The organism is Bradyrhizobium sp. AUGA SZCCT0182 (assembly GCF_018130185.1).
GTDB lineage: Bacteria > Pseudomonadota > Alphaproteobacteria > Rhizobiales > Xanthobacteraceae > Bradyrhizobium.
The window spans coordinates 203,131-222,730 of sequence record NZ_JAFCLY010000006.1; the positions used below are offsets into that span (position 1 = coordinate 203,131).

Consider the following 19,600-nt stretch of genomic DNA (forward strand, 5'->3'; position numbering starts at 1 on the left):
GTCTCGGCTTAATGTGTTGGCTTGCGGGAATATGCACGGTCTGGAGGACTGATCATGTCGTATAGCGGTTCGGGTAATACCGGTGGCGGCCCTTCAAGTGCTGGCGGCGGCTGGCGAAATGATGGCGGCGTGCAGCCGCATGCGTTCGACCCCGATTTGCAGCCGGAACTGTTTCGCGGCCTGCTGACGCGGCGGGTGTTCGCCTTTCTGATCGACCTCGTCGTGCTGTCGGTCCCGGTGATCCTCGGCTACATCTTCATCGCGGTGTTCGGCCTGATCACGCTTGGGCTCGGCTGGGCGCTGTTCTGGCTGGCCTGGCCGGCCACGATCGTCTGGGCCATCGTCTATTACGGCTCTTCCCTCGGCGGGCCGCATTCGGCGACCATGGGCATGCGCGTGATGGATCTGGAACTGCGCACCTGGTACGGCGCACCGGGCTATTTCGTGCTCGGCGCCACCCATGCCGTGCTATTCTGGGTGTCGATCTCGTTCCTGACGCCGCTGGTGCTCCTGATCGGCCTGTTCAATGGCCGCCGCCGGTTGCTGCATGACATCGTGCTGGGAACCGTTGTCATCAACAGCTCGGTTCGCACACAGGTTGTACCTCCAGCGCGCGCCTATTGAAGGGATGTCACACTCCAAATTGATTGACCGTCAGCCCCCGCGGCGCGATGCTCAGGATTGTTCGGCCCGGATCAGGATCGGGGCCGAGCTTCCCTCACCGGTACCAATTGTTCACCGGAAAGCGTTATCGTTCGTGTTTCGGAGGCCTGACGACCCGACGTGACCCAGCATTCGCGTGATACCCCGCAGTTTTACCTGACGGCGCCCTCGCCCTGCCCCTATCTGCCGGGACGGCACGAGCGCAAGGTGTTCACGCATCTGGTCGGCGACAAGGCCGGCGACCTCAACGACCTCCTCACCCATGGCGGCTTCCGGCGGAGCCAGTCGATCGCCTACCGGCCGGCCTGCGACCAGTGCCGCGCCTGCGTTTCCGTGCGCGTCGTCGCCAACGAGTTCCGGCCCTCGCGCAATTTCCGCAAAATTCTGGCGCGCAATGCCGACATCATCGGCGAGCAGCGCAGCGCGGTCCCGACCTCGGAACAATATTCGGTGTTCCGCGCCTATCTCGACCGGCGCCACCGCCATGGCGGCATGGCCGACATGACCGTGCTTGACTACGCCATGATGGTGGAAGACAGCCACGTCGAAACCCGCATCATCGAATACCGCAAGCGCAACGTCGATTCCGGCATCACCGGCCGCGGCGAGGAGCTGATCGCCGTTGCCCTGACCGACGTGCTCAGCGACGGGCTGTCGATGGTGTATTCGTTCTTCGAGCCGTCCGAGCAAAGTCGTTCGCTCGGCACCTTCATGATCCTCGACCACATCACGCGCGCCAGGCGCCTGGGGCTCCCATACGTCTATCTCGGCTACTGGATCGAAGGCTCCAAGAAGATGGACTACAAGGGCCGCTTCCTGCCGCAGCAGCGGCTGGCGCCCTCAGGCTGGCTGCGCATCGACGCGTCAGGAGAAGTGCTGACCGAGCCGCAGGATTAGGGCTTCTTGTCGTCACCCGGCTTGACCGGGTGACCCAGCACGCCGCGGCTTCTCGATTGATCACTGACGTCTCTGGAATACTGGGTCGCCCGGTCCCGGCTACGCCAAGGCTTCGCCGAGGCTTCCCTGTGCTGGCACGCCGAAGCTTTAGCGAAGGCGGCAAGCCGGGCGATGACAGTTGTGGGTATGTCAACCGCCGAACAGCGTGTCGTAGAGCAGCTTCACGTTCAGCGTCACGATGATCCCGGCGACGATCCATGCCAGCGTGGCGACCGAGCGGGAAATCGCAAAATCACCCATCTTGCGGCGGTCGGAAACGAACCGCACCAGCGGGATCACCGCGAACGGCAATTGCATCGACAGGATGACCTGGCTGAAGACCAGCAGCTGCGACGTTCCGCGCTCGCCATAGAGCGCGGTGACGATGACGACGGGGACGATCGCGACGCCGCGGGTGATCAGACGCCGCGCCCAGTTCGGCAAGCGCAGGTGCAAAAAGCCTTCCATCACGATCTGGCCGGCCAGCGTCGCGGTCACCGTCGAGTTGAGGCCGGACGCCAGCAGCGCGACGGCGAACAGCGTCGAGGCGATCCCAAGGCCCAATAGCGGCGACAACAGCTCATACGCCTGCCCGATCTCGGCCACGTCGGTACGGCCGCTGGAATGGAACGTCGAGGCGGCCACGATCAGGATGGCGGCGTTGATGAACAGCGCCAGCATCAGCGCGATGGTCGAGTCCGTCGTCGCCCATTTGATCGCATCGCGCCGGCCTTCGTCAGTGCGTGGATAGGCGCGGGTCTGCACGATCGAGGAGTGCAGATAGAGATTATGCGGCATCACGGTGGCGCCGATGATGCCGATCGCGATGTAGAGCATCTCAGGATTGGTGACGATTTCGGTCGACGGCAAGAAGCCGCGCAGCATCGCGGCAACAGGGGGCGCCGCGGCGAAGATCTGGATCGCGAAGCAGACCGCGATCACGATCAGGAGCGAGATGACGAAGGCTTCGAGGAAGCGAAAACCCTTGTTCATCAGAAGCAGCAGCAGGAAGGCGTCGAGCGCAGTGATCAGCGCGCCGCCGATCAGCGGAATGCCGAACAACAGCTTCAGCGCAATCGCGGTGCCGATCACTTCCGCCAGATCGCACGCGATGATCGCGGCCTCGCAGGCCAGCCACAGCATGAAATTGACGGGACGCGAAAAGCTGGCGCGGCAGGCCTGCGCGAGATCGCGGTCGGTGACGATGCCGAGCCGAGCGGCGAGCGCCTGCAGCAGGATCGCCATCAGGTTCGACAGCAGGATCACCGACAGCAGGGTGTAGCCGAACTTCGATCCACCGGCGAGGTCGGTCGCCCAATTGCCGGGATCCATATAGCCGACGGAAACCAGATAGCCGGGCCCAACAAACGCCAGCAGCCGGCGCGCCCAATGGCCACCGAGCGGCACCGCGATGGTCGCGTTGACTTCGGCCAGACTGCGCTGCCTGTTCGCGGCGGCGTCGGCGCGCCAGCCGGCGTCGGCGTCTTGCAAGGCCACAGGCAAGCTCTCCGAATTAGTCTTTCGGCCCAATTCGGGCGTTCGCGCATCCATCTCAGCAAGATGGTCGAAATTCACCCTTATTGCAACTAATTTGCAACTGCATCTGATGATCACGAGAACGATACCGGCGCGGCCTGCGCGACCGCGCCAGCTATTTGGCCGGAACCATGAACCGCCGATTCCCCCTCGACGACAAACTGTTCGCGATCAGGGGACCAACAATGCTGACCATCAGCACAATCAGAGGGCGCGTCTTGGTTCCATTCGCAGTTCCGGGCTACCTTGCCGGTTGGGAAAGTCCCTTCCCGGCCCACCTGGTCTCAGAAGGCCGCGCTTACGAGACCCACATCGGCGTCAAATCGAAATCAATCCGACCGGAGGAGAAGACCGTGGTCTACGAAGGCATCATCCTCGCACGCAGCGGCCGGCTGCTTGCCGCCATCGCCAGTCAGGCGATTGACGATTTGGAAGGCAACAACAAGGTGGCCCTCGTCAAACAGTCCTCACAATGAGCGCCGTGATCGACCTCCTGCTGGCGGCGGACGTCCGGCCCTTCACGATTGCCGCGGCGATCGTGGTCGTGCTTGCCGTGATCGAACTGCTGTCGACGATGGTTGGGTTTTCGCTCAGCCACGTCGTCGGCAAGGACGTCGAGATCGAGGCCGACGGCCACAGCGCCATCTCCGGCCTGTTTCTCTGGATCAATGCGGGGCGCGTTCCGCTTTTGATTCTTTTGATGTTGACGCTTGGCATCTTTTCGATCGCGGGATTTTTCCTGCAGGCCATCGCGCACAGCGTCGGAATTTCTCTCCCGGTTTCGCTCGCCGCCGTCGGCGCCATCATCGGCACCATTCCGGCGGTCCGGGTTACCAGCCGCGCTATCTCACGCGTGATCCCGCGCGACGAGACCTATGCGGTGGATGACGCCGACTTCGTCGGCCAGATCGCCGTGGTTTCGATCGGTCCGCTCGACCAGGGACTGCCCGGCCGCGTCCGTCTCAAGGATGTCTTCGGCAACTGGCACTCTGTCCCGGCGCGGGCCGGCCCCGATTCGAAAGCGCTCGCGGTCGGCAGCAGCGTGTTGCTGGTCGACCGCGACACCAAGAGCTTTATCGCGATTGCCGCACCAGCCGACCTCATTGCACAACAATAGTCATCACACAGGACATGAACATGTGGGAATTAGCAGTACCGGTCTCTATCGGCGTCCTTCTCTTTGTCATCATCGGTTTCATGTTCGCGACGCTGTACCGGCGTTCGACCCGCGACGAGGCCTATGTGCGAACCGGTCTCGGCGGCCAGAAAGTCGTTCTCGACGGCGGCTCCGTCGTGCTTCCGGTCTTCCATTCGACGGCCGCCGTCAATCTGAAGACGTTGCGGCTGGAAGTCGCCCGTGGCGGTCCGGACTCGCTGATCACCAAGGACCGCATGCGCGTCGACATCGGCGCCGAATTCTACGTCCGCGTCAAACCCGACATGTCGTCGATCGCGCTGGCCGCGCAGACGCTCGGCAACCGCACCAACGACGCCGCTGAATTGCGCGAACTGATCGAGGCGAAATTCGTCGATGGCCTGCGCTCGGTCGCCGCCACCATGCATCTCGAAGAGCTGCAGGAACAGCGCGCGACCTTCGTCAAATCGGTGCAGGACGCAGTCGGCGCCGACATCCAGAACAACGGCCTCGAGCTTGAATCGGTTTCGCTGACGAGGCTGGACCAGAGCGACATCAAGCATTTCAATCCGAGCAATTTCTTCGACGCGCACGGCCTCACCACGCTGACCAAGATCACCAAGGAGCGCGAGCAGGAGCGCAACCAGATCGTCCGCACCACCGAGGTGAACATCGCGCAGCAGGACCTGGTCGCCCGCCAGACCACGCTGACGATCGAGAGTACCAAGCGCGAGGCGGAACTGGCGCAGCAGCGCGACATCGCCAACAAGACCGCCGCGATGCGCGCGCAGACCGCGCAGGTCGAGCAGACGGCGTTGCAGAACGAGGCCGAATACCGCATCCAGCAGGAACTGGCCGTCGCCAACGTCCAGACCGAGGCCAACCAGGCCCGCGACACCAAGAAGATCGAGGCTGATCTGGCGGTGAAGCGCCGCACCACCGAAATGGAGCGTGATCTCCAGATCGTGGCGCAGGAAGCCGCGATCGTCGTCGCCACCAAGAACAAAGAGCAATCCGAAGCGCAGACCATCGCCGAGACGGCGCGCGCGCTTGCGATCGCAGCCGAAGAAAAGGTCACGACCGCACGGGCCACCGAAATCGCCGAGCGCGACAAGATCATCAACGTGATCGCGGCGCGCAAGGTGGCGGAAACCGACGCGATGCCGATCACCGTGATGGCGGAAGCCGAACGTCAGGCCGCCGCCAACAAGGCGGAAGCGATCAACGTGCTGGCCCAGGCCGACGCCACCGCCGCGACCACGCGCGCGACCGGCGTCAAGGCGCTCGGCGAGGCCGAGGCCGAGGTGGCGGCGCTCAAGGCCGAGGCCCGCAACAAGCTCGGCGCCGAGATAATCGAATACGACCTCAACCTCGCCCGTATCAACATCATTCCGGGCGCGCTGGCCGAAGCGGTCAAGCCGATCGAGAAGATCTCGGACATCCGGATCTTCGACACCGGCGGCATGCTCGGTCGTGGTGGCGGCAACGGCGCGATGAATGGCGGCGGCAACGGCGGTCTCGGACTCGGCGATGGTCTCGCCGCGCAGCTATTGTCGGTATCGGCGTTCAAGCCGATGATCGACAAGATTCTCGGCGAGGCCGGCTTCCCGGCTGGCCCCGACGCCATGACCAGCCTGTTGAATGCGCTGCGGTCCGGCAGCGGCCCGCTGACTGAAGTGGAGGCGCCAGCGGCGCCTGCCGACAGTACCGCAACGCCGCCGACCACCATCTCCGGCACGGGCAAGGCGACGCTCGGACCGAAGTCGTAGTCGCCATGACGGCCTGATCCGCGGTCAGATCGCAAATTTAGAAAGGTCCGCCGCACCCGATGGGGCGGGCTTTTTTTACGCCTGTCGGGCACGGCGCTTTCGTCTCTCCTCCATTTCTTTATTGCAAATGCCTCTCATTAGTGACACTAGTTGCGAATAATTCGCAATTGCAAGTCAGGGAGGCGGTCGATGCGTCAGCTCAAGCGGGCTTTTGGCGGCAAGGACGGAGACCATGACGATTTCCACTTCGGCAATTTTTCCCAGCATTTTTTCCTGCCGCACCAGCCTCACGGTTCACATGGCTCGCACGACTCCCACCCCTCTCATGGGGGCCATGGTTCTCACGGGGGCCACGGTTCTCATGGCTCGCATGATGACCCGTCGTGCCAACCGGGTCCGCAGCCGGTAAAAATCGAATACCGCAGCTTCGACGGCTCGCAGAACAACCGGTCGGATTCCACCCTCAACGCCGCCGGCACCGAATTCGCGCGTATCGGCACGGCGCATTTTGCCGACGGCATTTCGGTGCCGCTCGGCGGCAACAACCCGCGCACCATCAGCAATCTCGTGGTCGGCGCCGGCGATGCCGACGTGGCGAACCCGGAAGGTGTTTCCGCGTTCATGTACGCCTGGGGCCAATTCATCGATCATGACATGACGCTGACCCGCACAGACGGCGTCAACGACATCAGCGTCGTGGTTCCCGCGGGCGATCCCGTATTCCCGGCCGGCACCATCATTCGGATCACCCGCGCCGTCACCGATCCCACGACCGGTGCGGGCACAGCCAATCCGGCGATGGCGGTCAATTCCAATTCCGCCTGGCTCGACGCCTCGATGGTCTACGGGTCGAGTGCGGCAATCGCGGCCAGCCTGCGCACCGCCGACGGCCACATGAAGACGTCGGCGGGCGACAATTTGCCCATCATCAACGGCATGGTGGTGGCCGGCGACGGCCGTGCCGCGGAAAATCCGGCGCTGACCGCCCTGCAGACGCTGTTCGTGCGCGAACACAATTATCAGGTCGACAAACTGCATCATGAGCATCCGAACTGGAGCGGCGACCAGCTCTACAATTACGCCCGCGCCATCGTGTCGGCGGAAATCGCCAACATCACCTATTCCGAATTCCTGCCGAACCTCGTCGGCAAGGACGCGCTCACGCCCTATGACGGCTATGACCCCAATGTCGATCCGCACTTGACGCTGGAATTCGTCGCCGCGGCGTTCCGCTTCGGACATTCGATCGTGTCGGGTGAAACCGAAGGCCTTGCGGAAAACGGCGAGGTCATCGCCGGCTCCGAGGAAGACTTGAAAGACGTGTTCTTCCAGCCGGCGGCAGACTTCATCGACAATGGCGGCGCCGACGGACAATTGCGCCATCTGGCCGCCGACCCCTCGCAGGCGCTCGATGCGCGCATCGTCGAGGATCTGCGAAATTTTCTGGTCGATGCGCCGGTGTCGATGGATCTCGCCGCGATCAATATCCAGCGCGCGCGCGACCTTGGTCTCGGCACGCTCAACCAGACCCGTGAAGCGCTCGGCCTCGACCCCTACACGGATTTCAGCCAGATCACGAGCGACCCGGAGACGCTGGCCGGATTGAAGGCGGCCTACGGCAACGTCAACAATGTCGGCCTGTGGACCGGCGGCCTGTCGGAAAACCATGTCCCCGGCGCGCTTGTCGGCGAAACCTTTCAGGCCATCCTGACGATGCAGTTCGAGGCGCTGCGCGACGGCGACCGGCTCTGGTTCGAGAACCAGGGCTTCGATGCCAAGACGTTGTCCGAGATCAAGGGCACGACGCTGGCCGACATCATCCTGCGCAACACCGACACCAAGCATATCCAGGACGACGTCTTCGTCACCTATGTCAGGCACACCGGCCTTGCCGGCGGTGTGGAGTCCGAAGATCCCGACGCCCGCCAGATCGTGATCGGTTCCAACGGCACCGACACCTTGATCGGCGGTCCGCAGGGCGATTACCTGTTCGCCGGCACCGGCAAGCAGACCATGACGGGCAACGCCGGCGCGGATCGCTTCGTGTTCGATCTCGGCGCCACCAAAGCCAGGATCACCGACTTCGATCCCGACGTCGACCTGCTGGTGTTCAAGCACGCCGGCCGCCTCGACTTTCGCGATGTGAAAATCTCGGGCAACCACGGCAACACGATCGTGCAGGTCGGCGACGACTGGATCGAACTGACGGGCGTGCGGCCCTATGAACTCAGCAGGCACGACTTTCTGTTCGACGTTTGATGGGTCAGCAAGACGTGGATGGCCGGGACAAGTGTTTAGCCCGGACAGATCACTGACAGATGTTGGGAGACATAGCTGACACATCAAGGTGAGAAACCTCCACACGTTCGCGTGTGGAGGTTTTTTCATTGCCCCACAGCTTGTCGGGAAACGGGTGGGTTGGACCGTGCAGTCGTCGGACAGTGAGGGGCAATAAAGCCATCAGGGAATCGCCCCAAGGAATCCCCCATGTCCACCGCCGAGACGCCGCGCCTGCCGCCGACCTTCAACCGCCTCGCCTGGTCCAACCTCGCCGCACAATCGGCCGAGCAGGTTGCGCTGGCTGCCGCCCCCATCGTCGCGGTGCTGCTGCTGGGCGTCGGCGAAGGCCAGACCGGCCTGCTGCAGACCGCGCTGACGCTGCCCTTCATCCTGTTTGCGATACCGGCCGGCCTGCTCGCCGACCGCATCTCGCGGCGCCGGCTGATGGCGGGCTCCGAAGCGCTGCGCGCGGCCGCGCTCGGCGGAATCCTGCTGCTGATCTGGCTCGGCTGGATGACGCTGCCGCTGTTGGCTCTGCTCGGCTTCGTCGCGGTGTGCGGCACGGTCGCCTATAGTGTCGCCGCACCGGCGCTGGTGCCGTCGCTGGTGAACCCGGAGCAACTACCTGCGGCCAACGCGCGGATTGAGCTGGCGCGCACCGTGGCGTTCGCCAGCGGCCCCGCGCTCGGCGGCGTGCTGGTCGGATGGGTCGGTGCGGCCCCCGCCTTCGGATTTGCCACGGCGCTTTCTGTGATCGCGGTGGTGCTGCTGTCGGGCATCTATGAGCCCGCCCGCGCGCCCGCGCCGCGCCGGCATCCGCTGCAGGAGATCAAGGAAGGCGCTGACTTCGTGCTGCACCACAAGCTGCTGCGGCCGGTGTTCATCACCCAGTTCATCTTCAACACGGCCTCGTTCCTGCTGCTTGCGGTGTTCGTGCCCTATGCCGTGCGTCATCTCGGCCTGTCGGCGACCGGCGTCGGCACGACGCTGGCGATGTACGGTGTCGGCATGGTGGTCGGGGCGCTCCTGGCAACGCGGGTGATGAAGCGCCTCGCCTTCGGCACCGTGATCGGACTCGGCCCGGTGACCGGTTTCGTCGCCGCCACCGTGATGGCGCTGACGACCATCTTTCCGTCACCGCTGCTCGCGGGCCTGAGCTTCTTCCTGCTCGGCGTCGGCCCGATCCTGTGGGTGATCTCCACCACCACGCTGCGCCAATCGGTGACGCCGCCCTCGCTCTTGGGGCGCGTCTCCGCCATCAACATCATGAGCTATGGCGCCCGCCCGCTCGGCTCGGCGCTCGGCGCCATCGTCGGCGGCCTCTACAGCGCCGAAGCCTGCCTCTATCTGGCGGCTGCGATCTTCGCCGCGCAAGCGCTGGTGATCCTGATGTCGCCCGCCGTTTCGCTGACGCGGCAGCCGGACATGGTCGGCGACGGACCGGCGCTGCGGGCATGTTGATTGCAGAAAGAATCCTCTGACTTCGCGCGCGTTCCGAGATGGTTCCGTCATGCCCAGGCTTGTCCCGGGCATCCACGTCTCTCTTGGCTGCAAACCCGGAAGTAAGACGTGGATGGCCGGGTTAAGCCCGGCCATGACAAACTGAACCCATGATGAAGCAAAACAGCATGGCCATCGGCGTTTCCCAATCCCGTTTTATATGTTATCCATCATTTTATAAAAACGGGAACCCTCCATGGCCGACCAGACCGTAGCGATCGCGAGCCCTCGTCCCGAGGCCTCCTCCACCGTGCTGCAGATCGCGGTGCTGGCGGCGCTGGCCGCCACCGGGACGCTGGCGACCAATATCCTGCTGCCGTCGCTGCCGCAGATGGCAGCCTCGCTGCACGTCACGAGCGCTGCGGTCACATCAGCCATCACGATCTTTCTCGCGGTGTTCGCGGTCGGCCAGCTCGTGGTCGGGCCGATTTCGGACCGCTACGGCCGTCGCTGGCCGGTGCTGATCGGCTTCGCCGTGTTCTTTGCCGGCAGTGTCTGGTGCGGCCTCGCCACCGACCTGCCCAACCTGCTCGCCGGCCGCGTGGTCCAGGCCGCCGGCGCCTGCGCCACCTCCGTGCTGTCACGCGCCATTGCGCGCGACCTGTTTTCCGGCGCGGCGCTGGCGCGCGCGATGGCGCTGATCATGATTGCAATGGCGGCCGCGCCCGGCTTCTCGCCGCTGCTTGGCGGCGCGCTCGATCACTATTTCGGCTGGCGTTCCGAATTCGCGCTCGTCGCCGCCTTTGCGGTGCTCGGCGCGGTCGCCTACAGCATGGTTCTGGGCGAGACCCATCATGCGACGCGCACGCCGCTCGACCCGCTCGCGATTGCCAAAAACTATCTTGGCCTGATCGCCGACCGGCGTTTTGTGGTGCCGGCTGCGACCGTGAGCCTGATCATGGGCGGTCTGTTCGCGATGTTCTCGGCCGCGCCCCGCGTGCTGATCGAAGCGATGCACTTTACGCCGATCCAGCTGGGCCTGTTCTTCGCCGGCACCGTGCTGATCGTATTCGCCTCAGGCATGCTGGCGACAAAGCTGGCGCCGCGCTACGGGCTCGACCGTTCGATCCGCGGCGGATTGTTCGCGGCTGCTGCCGGCAGCCTCGCGATGCTGCTGGTGTCGCTGTATAGCCCAACCTTCCTGCCGTTTCTGGGTGCGATGAGCGTGTTCCTGCTCGGCATGGGGATTGTGAACCCCTTGGGCACCGCGCAGGCGCTCTCCCCGTTCGGCGAGAAAGCGGGCGCGGCCTCCGCGCTGGTCGGCTTCTGGCAGATGATGACGGCGGCCATCGGCGTCTGGCTGGCCGCGACGATCTCGCGTGAGGCGCTGTTTGCGCTCGGCGTGGTGCTCGCGGTGTTTTCCTTTGTCGCGGTCGGGCTATATACGCTGCGCGCCAAAGCGGCCTAGCTGCCGAGATACCGCTCGTACTTCCCCGCCACCACTTCATCCGACGCAATGTCCGGATCGAGCGTATAAAGATCCTGCGCGCGGCCGATGCCGCGCAGCGCGTAGCGGCCGGTGGAAACCAGATAGTTGCGCCCCGCAGCGTCCAGTCCGGTGCGAAACGCCTCCGAGGTCAGCAATTCGCGGTCGACCGAGCGGCACATCGAGGCGATGCGGCTGACTTCGTTGACGGCCGGCCCCACCACGGTGAAGTCGAGCCGGTCATCGCTGCCGATATTGCCGTAAAAGACCTCGCCGACATGCAGGCCGACATGGGCCGTCGTCACCGCCACGCCTTCGGCGGCACGGCGGGCACTGACCGCAGCCATGTTGCGCCGGAAATGGTGTTCGGCGCGCAGCGCTGTGCGCTTGGCAACGGCCATGATCTCGTTGGTGAACATCGCCAGCACACCGTCGCCGATCAGTTTCAGCACCTCGCCGCCGGCGTCATGGATGGCGTCGATCGAGGCCTGCGCATAATCGTTCAGGAACGGGATGATCTGGCCGGGCTCGATGCTCTCGCTGATCGAGGTCGAGCCGCGCAGATCCGAAAACCACAGCACCGCGTTGATGCGCTCGGTGACGCCGCGGGCAATGCGGCCACGCAGCACCTGCTCGGACGCGTCCCGGCCGAGATAGACCCGCCCCAGCGTCCGCGCGACTTCGGCCTGTGCGGCGGATTTGACCGCAAGCCCAAGCACCGGCACCAACTCGCGCAAGGCGGCGAGCCCCTGCTCGCCAAAACCTTCGTCGCGCCGGGTCACCCATGTCGAGTAAAAGCAGTCCATCTGGCCCATGGTGCCGGCTTCGCCGAAGCGGTGCACCATGCTGAGAAAATGTTTGTGCCCCTTGGCGGACAGGTCCTCGATCATGTTGAAATCGAGGCCTTCGCAATCGGACAGATCGATCAGCAGTTCGTCGCCACCGGTTTCAAGCAAATGGTAGAATGTCGAGCGCCGCCAGTTTTCCGCAACGGCGCCGCCCTCGCTACTCGAACCATATTCAAAACTGTCGCTCTCGTTGGTTTGGGAATGGCTCCAGCGAAAGCCGCGGCCCTCGAACACCGGATGCAGCGTGTCAATGATGACCATTGCGCGCGACAGCTCCAGGCCATGAGCGCGGCAACGCTCGCAAAAGCCACGGAGCAGATCGTTCTCGGGCAGGCCTGTCAGGCTCTGGTGCGCGATCCAGTTCATCAGGCGCAGGCGGGGCGTGAGTTCCATGCCGCCTATTATGCCGCGCAATCGTGACAGACGGAAGCCTGCCGCAACCCGTTACGTCTTCCCCGCTGCGACGACCTCGCCGTCTTCCTTCACGAAGGAGTCCACGGGACGGTCGAGCAGCTCGAGCACCAGCTCCGACGGCCGGCACAGCCGCACCCCCTTCGGCGTCACCACGATCGGCCGGTTGATCAGGATCGGATGGGCGAGCATGAAATCGATCAGTTCGTCGTCGCTCCATTTGGGATCGGCAAGGCCGAGTTCCGCATAGGGCGTGCCTTTTTCTCGTAACAACTCGCGCGCGGAGATGCCCAACGCCGCGATCAGTTCGACCAGTCGGGCACGGCTCGGCGGGGTCTTCAGGTACTCGATCACTTCAGGCTCTTCGCCGCTTTGCCGGATCATCGCCAGCGTATTGCGCGAGGTGCCGCAGGACGGGTTGTGATAGATCGTCAGGCTCATGAATGCGCCTCCCTGGTCGTTGCGGCCACCTCGCCTGCCCCGCGCAGCAGCCAGCCCATCAGCATCATCGCAAGGATCGCGCCCAAAAGTTCGGCAGCGATGAAGCCGGGCAAATCGGTTGGGCGGATACCCGAAAACGTATTGGTCAGCGATCGCGCAATCGCGACCGCGGGATTGGCAAACGACGTCGACGACGTGAACCAGTAGGCCGCCGTGATGTAAAGCCCGACCAGCCAGGGAATCGCCGGCCGATTGAACCGGATGCCGGCGAGAATCGTGACAACCAGACCGAACGCGGCCACGCCTTCGGCCAGCCATTGCGCGCCGCCGGTTCGGACCTTCAGCGAGGCATCCAGCAGCGGCAGGGCGAACATCGCGTGCGCCATGATGGTTCCGGCGATGCCGCCGGCGATCTGCGCCGCCACGTACAACAACGCCTCGCGCGCCGTCAGCTCGCGCCGGAGCGCAAACACCAGCGAAACCGCGGGATTGAAATGCGCACCCGATATCGGCCCGAGAATGCTGATGAGCACGACAAGGATCGCGCCGGTCGGCAGCGTGTTGCCGAGCAGCGCGAGCGCAACGTCCTTGGTCAGCGTTTCCGCCATTATGCCGGAGCCAACCACGGTTGCGACCAATATCGCGGTGCCGAGGGCTTCGGCGGTCAGGCGGCGCGGAAGATCAAAATCGGACATTAACTCGCCTTCTCGTGACCATTGGTGGCACCATCGATGCGGCCGATATCGCGCAGCCGCGTTCCCAGCGACAGGGCATCGATGCTGCTCAGCGGCAGGCTCGTGAACGCGGCGATACGATTCTTCATGTACCGGAATGCCTCGACGAACGCCGCTTCGCGCTCGATATCCGTACCAACAACCTCCGCCGGGTCTGCAATACCCCAATGCGCGGTCATCGGCCGGCCGGGCCACACCGGGCAGGACTCGCCTGCCGCGTTGTCGCAAACCGTAAAAATGAAATCCATCATGGGGGCGCCGGCACGCGCGAACTCCTCCCAACTCTTGGAGCGCAAATCGCCGGTTGGATAATCGAGGCTGTTCAGGACCCTGATCGCAAACGGATTCACCGTTCCCTTCGGCTGGCTCCCCGCGGAGAAGGCGCGGAAGTGGCGATCGCCATCCTTCCGCAGAATCGCCTCGGCTAGGATCGAACGGGCGGTATTTCCCGTACAAAGGAAGAGAACATTATACATGCGATCAGACATGAATTTTCCTTTGGGCTTTCCTGCTCGTCGGTTTCGGTGAACAGCAAGGCGTGAGGTCTTCGATCAGCGGCGCGCAGATTTCCGGTCGCCCATCGCAGCAATCCCGGACCATGAACAGCATGACCGCTCGAAAAGCGTCGAGATCGGCGCGGTAGACGATCGAGCGGCTGAAGCGCTGGGCCGTCACCAGCCCCGCGCGCGACAGGATCGCCAGATGCGACGACATGGTGTTTTGCGGCACCGCCAGCGCCTTGGCGATATCGCCCGCCGCCAGCCCATCCGGTTCGTGCTTCACCAGCAGGCGAAACACCTCGAGCCGGGTCGGCTGGGCCAATGCAGCGAGCGCTAGGATGGCTTGTTCTGATTCCATATATCCAGACTTATGGATATACATTGTCCCCGTCAAGCCTCGCGGACGTACCCGCGATGCCTTGCCGACAATAATCTGCTGCCCGACGGGCAAATCACTTCTGATTTACGGAAGTCGTGTCAAGCCCCGAAATAAAAAATATTTCGCTTTTACAGAATGGCAAATCAGGTGCATATCTTTGCCCATCCCGTCCTGGTCAGAAGGGCGTCGGCCGTCGTCACGGACGTTGGACGGGTTGCGGTGGACGCTTGGTTCACGTCTGACGACGGCGTGGATCGAGCGTACGGCAAAACCGTGTGGTCCTGGCACCCGTTGCTGGTGTCAAGCTGTCGGAGAAGCGCAAGCGGAAACGGCAGTGACGGAGTCAACCAAGAACTCGTCTCCGGGGAGATCACGGCATAAGCCGTAAAGCCATTGCGCAGGGAATGTCGGATGTTCTCCGCTGCCCTGTATGCTCGTGTGCACTTTGTTTTGTGCAAACCGCACGCGAGACCGCGGGTGCAGCGCGCATCCGGCATTCCCTGCGCCCTCTCTCTGAAAGGGCGAAGAATTTCGAGCAAACCTCGGGCGCAATGCGCCGCGAGAGGGTGAAGTCATGCTCAGTGCAGCAACAAAAAGCGGTGTCGTCCCGGCCTTGAGCCGGGACCCATAACCACATGAAGAAGTTTTGCGAATGGTCTCCGCTATCGAGTCTTCATCGAGAGATCACGCGGTATGGGTCCCGGCGTTCGCCGGGACGACAGCCTCACACTATTTCCATACTTCTAGAAATACAGTTGACAACCCCGGATTCGAATATCATGATGCCGTCATGAAACTCGATGACGCCGCCGCACACCTCGAAGCCCTGGGCAATCCGACCCGGCTCAAAATCTATCGCGCGCTGGTTCGCGCCGGCGACGCCGGAATGTCGGTCGGCCGGCTGCAGGACAAGCTGAAGATCGCGCCGTCCACCCTCTCGCATCATATCAAGACGCTGATGGTGGTGGGCCTGATCAACCAGGTGCGGGACGCAACCACACTCGTATGCCACGCCAATTACGACGTGATGCGAGGGCTGGTGGAGTTCCTGGTGGCCGAATGCTGCACCGGCTCCGAAAGCAATGATACGCAGACCGCGGCGTGAATTTGCGCCGCCCGTAATTTCGATATTTCTAGTTTGATGGGAGAACAGTATGAGCGAGGCAAAGTCCGTTGCGATCATCGGCGCCGGCCCGGTTGGCCTTGCCGCCGCCGCCCATGTGCTGGAGCGCGGGCTCCGGCCGATCGTGCTGGAAGCAGGCAGCAGCGTTGGACATTCCGTTCGGCAATGGAGCCATGTCCAGTTGTTTTCGCCCTGGGAATACAACATCGACCGCGCCGCGGAGCGTCTGCTCGCGGCAACGGGGTGGAATTCGCCCGACCCGCAGCACTATCCGACCGGCGCGGAATTGCTGGAGGGCTACCTTGAACCGCTCGCGGCCAAAACCGCCCTCACCGATCACATCCACACCTCCAGCCGCGTCACCGACATCAGTCGCGCTGGTTTCGACAAGCTCAAGACCAAAGGACGGGAGTCAGCGCCGTTCGAAATTCGCTATCAGAACGGGCAAGGCCCGAAGGTCGTCAAAGCTGACGCCGTGATCGACGCGTCAGGCACCTGGCATTCGCCAAATCCGGCCGGCGCCAATGGCCTCCCCGCCATCGGCGAGGCGCAGGCGGCGAGAAAAATCGCCTACGGCATGCCCGATATTCTGGGACAAGATCGCGCGCGCTACGCCGGCAAGACCGTCGCCGTGCTGGGCGCCGGTCATTCGGCGATCGGTACGCTGACCGATCTTGCGCGACTCGCCGCCGAGGTTCCGGAAACACGTCCGATCTGGCTGTTGCGCGGCAACGATCCCGCCAAGGCCTTTGGCGGCGGCGCGAACGACAAGCTGGTTGCGCGTGGCGAGCTTGGCGCCGCCTTTGCATCGCTGGTCGCCGCTGGCCGCATCAGGGTCGAGAGCGAGTTTCGGGTTTCGCACATCACGGCGGAGGGCCCTCGCCTCACCGTCGCGACCGGCGCGGGCAGTTGCTGCCGTCAAATCGTTGTCGAAGAGCTGATCGTTGCAACAGGCTTTCGGCCGGACCTGAATTTCGTGCGCGAGCTTCGCATCCAGCTTGATCCGGCTATCGAATGCCCGGTGGCGCTGGCGCCGCTGATTGATCCGAACGAGCATAGCTGCGGCACCGTGCGGCCCCACGGCGCGCGCGAACTGGCGCAGGCCGAACCCGGCTTCTATTTCGCCGGCATCAAGTCCTACGGCCGTGCGCCCACATTCCTGATGCTGACGGGCTATGAACAGGTCCGTTCGATTGCCGCCGATATTGCCGGCGATCACGCGGCGGCAGAGCGTGTCGAACTGGTGCTGCCCGAAACCGGCGTTTGCAGTCGCGCGGACGCGCCCGGCGCAAGCCAGTGCTGCGGCGGACCGGCACCATCAGATGTTGACGCCTGTTGCGCAGCGGATGCAAATGCCAAGCAACAAGGCAAAGCAGGATGCGGCTGCGCGTCCTGAACGAACCGGGGTGAAACGCATTTCCTTAAACGGCCGATCCGTCATCGTCGCGATGTGTGTGGGGCAGCTCGGCAGCCTGCTCCCCCATGTCGTGGTGCCTTCCATTCTCGCGGCGTTTTTGATTCCGGAATGGCATCTGAGCGGCGCGCAGGCCGGCCTGCTCGCAGGCTCGGGCGCCGCGGGCTACATGTTGACCGTGCCGGTGCTGGCGACGCTGACCGACCGGATCGACGCGCGCAAGATTCTAATCGCCGGCTCTGCGGTCAGTGCAATCGGTACGTTGCTGTTCGGCCTCTTTGCCACCGGCCTCTGGTCCGGGGCGTTGTTCAACGCCATCGCGGGCATCGGATTTGCGGGCGCTTACATGCCGGGGCTCAAGGCGTTGACCGACCGGCTTGCGCCGGGCGACTCATCGCGCGCGGTCACGTTCTACACCTCGAGCTTCTCGTTCGGCGTCGGACTGTCGTTCCTCATCTCGCAGCTCGTCGCGGACGCCTGGGGCTGGCGCGCCGCCTTCCTGGTGACGGCGCTGGGCCCGCTGGTGATGCTTTCGGTCTGCTTCCTGCTGCAACCGGTGACGCCGAAGCCCGCGCAAGGCCGTTTGCTGGATTTTGCGCCGGTGTTCCGCAACACCAGCGCGATGGGTTTCGTTCTCGGCTATGGCGCGCACTGCTTTGAGCTTTACGGCATCCGAACCTGGCTGGTGGCGTTCTGGACATTCGTGGCGGCGAGGAGTTCGGACGGCTCGATCCTGACCCCCGTCGTGGTCAGCGTGCTGTTCTCCGTGCTCGCGATGCCCGCAAGTATTCTCGGCAATGAATGCGCGATCCGGTTCGGCCGCCATCGCGCCATCACCGCCGTGATGTTCAGTTCGGCCGTCGTGGCGCTCTTGATCGGCGCGTTCGCCGACAAATCGCCATGGCTGCTGCTGCCGCTGATCCTGGCCTACGCCATCACCGTGCCTGCCGATTCCGGCGCGCTGACATCGGGGATGACGATGGCGGCGGACCCGAAATACCGCGGGGCGACGATGGCCGTGCATTCGACCGTCGGCTTCAGCCTTTCGGCTTTGGGCGCCTGGGCCCTTGGCGTCGCGCTGGATGCGGCCGGTGGACCGTCGAGCGCCTCCGCCTGGACGGCGGCGTTTACCGTGCTCGCGGTGGGTATTCTGCTTGGGCCATTGGCACTCTACTGGTCGAGACGGACCACGGTTCAGGCATGAGTGCGACACAAGCCTGTTGCCACCTGACGTCATGGCGCCTAGGCTCCAAGTTGTCTATTATCATAGACAACTTGATTCCGGCACACTGGAACGACGGCAACGACAACAAGCAGGCGCAACGAAAAAGATAAGCCATGAGCGCACGCCCCCTCCCCATCATCATCGCGCTCGGCACCACGCAGACGCTGGCCTGGGCATCGAGCTATTACCTGCCGGCCATTCTGGCCGACCCGATCTCACGCGATCTCGGGGTCTCCTCGAACTGGATATTTGCCGCCTTCTCCGCCGCCCTGGTGATCTCGGCTTTGCTTGGCCCGCGCATCGGCCGGCAGATCGACCTGGTCGGTGGCCGGCCGGTGCTGTCGATGTCCAATGTGATATTCGCGGCCGGACTGACGCTGCTTGGGTTCAGCTATTCCATTCCGGTGATGGTTCTCGCCTGGCTACTGCTTGGCATCGGCATGACCGGCGGCCTCTACGATGCGGCGTTCGCCGCGCTCGGGCGCATCTACGGCAATGAAGCGCGGCGCTCGATCACCGGCATCACGTTGCTCGCGGGTTTTGCATCCACGGTCGGATGGCCGCTGTCGGCCTGGGGACTGGAGACCATCGGCTGGCGCAACACCTGCTTTGCCTGGGCGGCGGCGCATATCCTGATCGGCCTGCCGATCAATTTGCTGATGCTGCCGGCGGTGAAGGGCGCCAAGGCTGCGGTGGCGAACGCCGTCAAGCCGCACATCGCGATCGACCGCACCATGATCCTGCTGGCCTTCGTGTTCGCCGCCGCCTGGACCGTCACCGGTGCGATGGCCGCGCATCTGCCGCGCATCATGGAAGCGGCCGGCGCCACCACCGCGCAGGCGGTGTTCGCCGGCGCCCTGCTTGGCCCGGCGCAGGTGGCGGCGCGTATCTTCGAGGCTGGCTTCCTCAGCCGCTTTCATCCGCTGGTCTCGACCAAGCTCGCATGTGTCACGAATCCGATCGGCGCGGCGATACTCGGATTGGCCGGTGGCGGGGCGGCCAGCGTGTTCGCGATCTTCTACGGCGCCGGCAACGGCATCCTCACCATCGCGCGCGGCACGCTGCCGCTGGCGATCTTCGGCCCCCAGAATTACGGCTATCGCCTCGGCATCATCGGCGCGCCGGCGCGGATGGCGCAGGCCGCCGCTCCATTGCTGTTCAGCCTCTTGATCGACATTATGGGCAGCCGCGTTCTGATCGTCTCCTCCGCGCTCAGCCTCGCGGCGCTGCTCGCGCTGTTTATGGTGCGCAGCCATCCGCCCATGACGACACAATCATGA

Annotated in this window: 18 protein-coding genes; 12 read left to right on the plus strand and 6 right to left on the minus strand. The window is 63.9% G+C overall.

The window, feature by feature from the left end:
• Nucleotides 1-54: 54 nt before the first annotated feature.
• Nucleotides 55-624, plus strand: coding sequence for an RDD family protein (locus JQ611_RS09715; RefSeq protein ID WP_212388337.1), 570 nt, complete (start codon nt 55-57; stop codon nt 622-624).
• A 159-nt stretch (nt 625-783) separates the two neighbouring features.
• Nucleotides 784-1,560: an arginyltransferase gene (locus JQ611_RS09720; RefSeq protein ID WP_212388334.1), complete on the plus strand. Its 777-nt coding sequence runs from the start codon at nt 784-786 to the stop codon at nt 1,558-1,560.
• Between the two features lie 189 nt (nt 1,561-1,749).
• On the opposite strand, the gene JQ611_RS09725 is transcribed toward JQ611_RS09720, so the two are convergent.
• Nucleotides 1,750-3,150 (minus strand): Nramp family divalent metal transporter, encoded by a 1,401-nt coding sequence (locus JQ611_RS09725; RefSeq protein ID WP_212388468.1) that lies wholly within the window; start codon nt 3,148-3,150, stop codon nt 1,750-1,752.
• Between the two features lie 170 nt (nt 3,151-3,320).
• Here JQ611_RS09725 and JQ611_RS09730 point away from each other — a divergent pair, with 170 nt between their 5' ends.
• The 6 genes from JQ611_RS09730 to JQ611_RS09755 all read left to right on the plus strand — a co-directional run bounded on the left by JQ611_RS09730 (nt 3,321) and on the right by JQ611_RS09755 (nt 11,227).
• Nucleotides 3,321-3,611: a hypothetical protein gene (locus tag JQ611_RS09730; protein ID WP_212388330.1), complete on the plus strand. Its 291-nt coding sequence runs from the start codon at nt 3,321-3,323 to the stop codon at nt 3,609-3,611.
• Between the two features lie 8 nt (nt 3,612-3,619).
• Nucleotides 3,620-4,252, plus strand: a complete 633-nt coding sequence (locus JQ611_RS09735) for an OB-fold-containig protein (protein WP_212263771.1) — start codon at nt 3,620-3,622, stop codon at nt 4,250-4,252.
• Nucleotides 4,253-4,272: 20 nt separating this feature from the next.
• Complete coding sequence (locus JQ611_RS09740) at nt 4,273-6,039, plus strand: flotillin family protein (RefSeq protein ID WP_212465313.1); 1,767 nt, start codon at nt 4,273-4,275, stop codon at nt 6,037-6,039.
• Nucleotides 6,040-6,228: 189 nt separating this feature from the next.
• Nucleotides 6,229-8,298 carry a peroxidase family protein gene (locus JQ611_RS09745; RefSeq protein ID WP_212465314.1) on the plus strand — a complete coding sequence of 690 codons (2,070 nt, stop codon included), beginning with the start codon at nt 6,229-6,231 and terminating at the stop codon, nt 8,296-8,298.
• Between the two features lie 228 nt (nt 8,299-8,526).
• Nucleotides 8,527-9,780 carry an MFS transporter gene (locus JQ611_RS09750; RefSeq protein WP_212263634.1) on the plus strand — a complete coding sequence of 418 codons (1,254 nt, stop codon included), beginning with the start codon at nt 8,527-8,529 and terminating at the stop codon, nt 9,778-9,780.
• Between the two features lie 235 nt (nt 9,781-10,015).
• On the plus strand, nt 10,016-11,227 hold the full coding sequence (locus JQ611_RS09755; RefSeq protein WP_212465315.1) for a multidrug effflux MFS transporter: 1,212 nt from the start codon (nt 10,016-10,018) through the stop codon (nt 11,225-11,227).
• Here JQ611_RS09755 and JQ611_RS09760 read toward each other — a convergent pair.
• The 5 genes from JQ611_RS09760 to JQ611_RS09780 are packed head-to-tail and all read right to left on the minus strand — an operon-like array spanning nt 11,224 to nt 14,537.
• Nucleotides 11,224-12,486: an adenylate/guanylate cyclase domain-containing protein gene (locus tag JQ611_RS09760; protein ID WP_212465316.1), complete on the minus strand. Its 1,263-nt coding sequence runs from the start codon at nt 12,484-12,486 to the stop codon at nt 11,224-11,226. The two genes, JQ611_RS09755 and JQ611_RS09760, sit on opposite strands and share 4 nt — an antisense overlap.
• A 51-nt stretch (nt 12,487-12,537) precedes the next feature.
• The gene (gene arsC / locus JQ611_RS09765; RefSeq protein ID WP_212465317.1) at nt 12,538-12,945 is read right to left on the minus strand and encodes an arsenate reductase (glutaredoxin); all 408 of its coding nucleotides are present in this window, start codon (nt 12,943-12,945) and stop codon (nt 12,538-12,540) included.
• The gene (locus tag JQ611_RS09770) at nt 12,942-13,640 is read right to left on the minus strand and encodes an MIP/aquaporin family protein (RefSeq protein ID WP_212388309.1); all 699 of its coding nucleotides are present in this window, start codon (nt 13,638-13,640) and stop codon (nt 12,942-12,944) included. The genes arsC and JQ611_RS09770 overlap by 4 nt, the downstream gene beginning before the upstream one ends.
• On the minus strand, nt 13,640-14,167 hold the full coding sequence (locus tag JQ611_RS09775; protein WP_212388294.1) for an arsenate reductase ArsC: 528 nt from the start codon (nt 14,165-14,167) through the stop codon (nt 13,640-13,642). The genes JQ611_RS09770 and JQ611_RS09775 overlap by 1 nt, the downstream gene beginning before the upstream one ends.
• Nucleotides 14,160-14,537 carry a helix-turn-helix transcriptional regulator gene (locus JQ611_RS09780; RefSeq protein ID WP_212465318.1) on the minus strand — a complete coding sequence of 126 codons (378 nt, stop codon included), beginning with the start codon at nt 14,535-14,537 and terminating at the stop codon, nt 14,160-14,162. Before JQ611_RS09780 ends, JQ611_RS09775 begins: the two co-directional genes overlap by 8 nt.
• Nucleotides 14,538-15,348: 811 nt before the next feature.
• On the opposite strand from JQ611_RS09780, the gene JQ611_RS09785 reads away from it, so the two are divergent.
• The 4 genes from JQ611_RS09785 (at nt 15,349) to JQ611_RS09800 (ending at nt 19,600) form a co-directional block, all read left to right on the plus strand.
• A complete protein-coding gene (locus JQ611_RS09785; protein ID WP_212263641.1) occupies nt 15,349-15,663 on the plus strand; it encodes a helix-turn-helix transcriptional regulator in 315 nt (104 codons plus the stop codon).
• Nucleotides 15,664-15,712: 49 nt separating this feature from the next.
• Nucleotides 15,713-17,077 carry an NAD(P)-binding domain-containing protein gene (locus JQ611_RS09790; protein ID WP_212465319.1) on the plus strand — a complete coding sequence of 455 codons (1,365 nt, stop codon included), beginning with the start codon at nt 15,713-15,715 and terminating at the stop codon, nt 17,075-17,077.
• Nucleotides 17,078-17,129: 52 nt separating this feature from the next.
• Nucleotides 17,130-18,299 carry an MFS transporter gene (locus tag JQ611_RS09795; protein WP_212465337.1) on the plus strand — a complete coding sequence of 390 codons (1,170 nt, stop codon included), beginning with the start codon at nt 17,130-17,132 and terminating at the stop codon, nt 18,297-18,299.
• Between the two features lie 134 nt (nt 18,300-18,433).
• Entirely contained in the window at nt 18,434-19,600 is a 1,167-nt protein-coding gene (locus tag JQ611_RS09800) for an MFS transporter (RefSeq protein WP_212263643.1), read from the plus strand.

What these genes read in the sequence shown, in the direction of transcription:
- JQ611_RS09715 (WP_212388337.1), top strand. Translation starts at nt 55, where the DNA reads ATGTCGTATAGCGGTTCGGGTAATACCGGTGGCGGCCCTTCAAGTGCT.
- JQ611_RS09725 (WP_212388468.1), bottom strand. Translation starts at nt 3,150, where the DNA reads ATGGATGCGCGAACGCCCGAATTGGGCCGAAAGACTAATTCGGAGAGC.
- JQ611_RS09730 (WP_212388330.1), top strand. Translation starts at nt 3,321, where the DNA reads ATGCTGACCATCAGCACAATCAGAGGGCGCGTCTTGGTTCCATTCGCA.
- JQ611_RS09740 (WP_212465313.1), top strand. Translation starts at nt 4,273, where the DNA reads ATGTGGGAATTAGCAGTACCGGTCTCTATCGGCGTCCTTCTCTTTGTC.
- JQ611_RS09745 (WP_212465314.1), top strand. Translation starts at nt 6,229, where the DNA reads ATGCGTCAGCTCAAGCGGGCTTTTGGCGGCAAGGACGGAGACCATGAC.
- JQ611_RS09750 (WP_212263634.1), top strand. Translation starts at nt 8,527, where the DNA reads ATGTCCACCGCCGAGACGCCGCGCCTGCCGCCGACCTTCAACCGCCTC.
- JQ611_RS09755 (WP_212465315.1), top strand. Translation starts at nt 10,016, where the DNA reads ATGGCCGACCAGACCGTAGCGATCGCGAGCCCTCGTCCCGAGGCCTCC.
- JQ611_RS09760 (WP_212465316.1), bottom strand. Translation starts at nt 12,486, where the DNA reads ATGGAACTCACGCCCCGCCTGCGCCTGATGAACTGGATCGCGCACCAG.
- arsC (WP_212465317.1), bottom strand. Translation starts at nt 12,945, where the DNA reads ATGAGCCTGACGATCTATCACAACCCGTCCTGCGGCACCTCGCGCAAT.
- JQ611_RS09770 (WP_212388309.1), bottom strand. Translation starts at nt 13,640, where the DNA reads ATGTCCGATTTTGATCTTCCGCGCCGCCTGACCGCCGAAGCCCTCGGC.
- JQ611_RS09775 (WP_212388294.1), bottom strand. Translation starts at nt 14,167, where the DNA reads ATGTCTGATCGCATGTATAATGTTCTCTTCCTTTGTACGGGAAATACC.
- JQ611_RS09780 (WP_212465318.1), bottom strand. Translation starts at nt 14,537, where the DNA reads ATGGAATCAGAACAAGCCATCCTAGCGCTCGCTGCATTGGCCCAGCCG.
- JQ611_RS09785 (WP_212263641.1), top strand. Translation starts at nt 15,349, where the DNA reads ATGAAACTCGATGACGCCGCCGCACACCTCGAAGCCCTGGGCAATCCG.
- JQ611_RS09790 (WP_212465319.1), top strand. Translation starts at nt 15,713, where the DNA reads ATGAGCGAGGCAAAGTCCGTTGCGATCATCGGCGCCGGCCCGGTTGGC.
- JQ611_RS09795 (WP_212465337.1), top strand. Translation starts at nt 17,130, where the DNA reads ATGTGTGTGGGGCAGCTCGGCAGCCTGCTCCCCCATGTCGTGGTGCCT.
- JQ611_RS09800 (WP_212263643.1), top strand. Translation starts at nt 18,434, where the DNA reads ATGAGCGCACGCCCCCTCCCCATCATCATCGCGCTCGGCACCACGCAG.